This is a genomic window from Pseudomonas sp. NPDC087803, from assembly GCF_044742995.1.
In the GTDB taxonomy this organism is placed as follows: Bacteria; Pseudomonadota; Gammaproteobacteria; order Pseudomonadales; family Pseudomonadaceae; genus Aquipseudomonas.
Genome location: NZ_JBIUVO010000144.1, coordinates 1 through 1,952 on the forward strand (window position 1 = coordinate 1; position 1,952 = coordinate 1,952).

General features: G+C 59.1%; 1 protein-coding gene. It reads left to right on the top strand.

Going from position 1 to position 1,952, the window contains the following annotated elements:
- Positions 1–1,952 (top strand): fatty acid oxidation complex subunit alpha FadB (gene fadB / locus ACIOUG_RS27010; RefSeq protein ID WP_401070229.1); only part of this gene is annotated, 1,952 nt, incomplete at both ends.

The following is a 1,952-nucleotide window of genomic DNA, read 5'->3' on the forward strand; positions in this document are numbered from 1 at the left end:
CATCTTCGGCGCCGACATCTCCCAATTTTTCGACAACTTCAAGCTGCCGGATGCCGAGCTGGTTGCTGGCAATCTCGAAGCCAACAAGATCTTCAGCGATTTCGAAGACCTCAATGTTCCGACCGTGGCCGCGATCAACGGCATCGCCCTGGGTGGGGGTCTGGAAATGTGCCTGGCGGCGGACTACCGCGTCATGTCGACCAAAGCCAAGATCGGTCTGCCGGAAGTCAAACTGGGCATCTACCCAGGCTTCGGCGGTACCGTGCGTCTGCCGCGTCTGATCGGTGTCGACAACGCCATCGAGTGGATTGCCGCCGGCAAGGAAAACCGTCCGGAAGACGCGCTGAAAGTCAGCGCCGTCGACGCCGTGGTTGCTCCAGAAAAGCTGCAGGAAGCGGCCCTTGAACTGATCAAGCGCGCCATCTCCGGCGAGTTCGATTACAAGGCCAAGCGTCAGCCGAAGCTGGAAAAGCTCAAGCTCAACGCCATTGAGCAAATGATGGCTTTCGAAACCGCCAAGGGTTTCGTGGCAGGGCAAGCTGGCCCGAACTACCCGGCGCCAGTCGAAGCGATCAAGACCATCCAGAAAGCCGCGAACTTCGGTCGTGACAAGGCGCTGGAAGTCGAAGCAGCAGGTTTCGTCAAACTGGCCAAGACCTCTGCCGCGCAGAGCTTGATCGGTCTGTTCCTGAACGATCAGGAGCTGAAGAAAAAGGCCAAGGCCTATGACGAAATCGCCAAGGACGTGAAGCAGGCTGCCGTACTGGGCGCCGGTATCATGGGTGGCGGTATCGCCTATCAGTCGGCCTCCAAAGGTACGCCGATCCTGATGAAGGACATCAACGAGCACGGTATCGAGCAGGGGCTGGCCGAAGCCGCCAAACTGCTGGTTGGCCGCGTTGACAAAGGCCGCATGACCGCCGCGAAAATGGCTGAAGTGCTCAACGGTATTCGTCCGACCCTGTCCTACGGCGACTTCGGTCACGTCGACCTGGTCGTAGAAGCCGTGGTCGAGAACCCGAAGGTCAAGCAAGCGGTACTGGCTGAAGTCGAAGACAAGGTCAAAGAGGACACCATCCTCGCGTCCAACACCTCGACCATTTCCATCAGCCTGCTGGCTAAGGCCCTCAAGCGTCCGGAAAACTTCGTCGGCATGCACTTCTTCAACCCGGTGCACATGATGCCGCTGGTGGAAGTGATTCGTGGCGAGAAGTCCAGCGAGCTGGCGATTGCCACCACCGTTGCCTACGCCAAGAAAATGGGCAAGAACCCGATCGTCGTCAACGACTGCCCGGGCTTCCTGGTCAACCGCGTCCTGTTCCCGTACTTCGGTGGCTTCGCCAAACTGGTCAGCGCCGGCGTGGACTTCGTGCGCATCGACAAAGTCATGGAAAAGTTCGGCTGGCCGATGGGCCCGGCGTACCTGATGGACGTGGTCGGCATCGACACCGGTCACCACGGTCGTGACGTGATGGCTGAAGGTTTCCCGGATCGCATGAAGGATGACCGTCGTTCGGCCATCGACGTGCTGTACGAAGCCAAGCGCTTGGGCCAGAAGAACGGCAAGGGCTTCTATGCCTACGAGGCCGACAAGAAAGGCAAGCAGAAGAAAGTCGCCGATCCGTCGGTGCTGGAAGTGCTCAAGCCGATCGTTTACGAGCAGCGCGAAGTCACTGACGAAGACATCATCAACTGGATGATGATCCCGCTGTGCCTGGAAACCGTGCGCTGCCTGGAAGACGGCATCGTTGAAACCGCCGCCGAAGCCGACATGGGTCTGGTTTACGGTATCGGTTTCCCTCCATTCCGTGGCGGTGCGCTGCGCTACATCGATTCGATCGGTGTTGCCGAGTTCGTTGCCCTGGCTGACCAGTACGCTGATTTGGGCGCGCTGTACCACCCGACCGCGAAGCTGCGCGAAATGGCCAAAAACGGCCAGAGCTTCTTCGGTT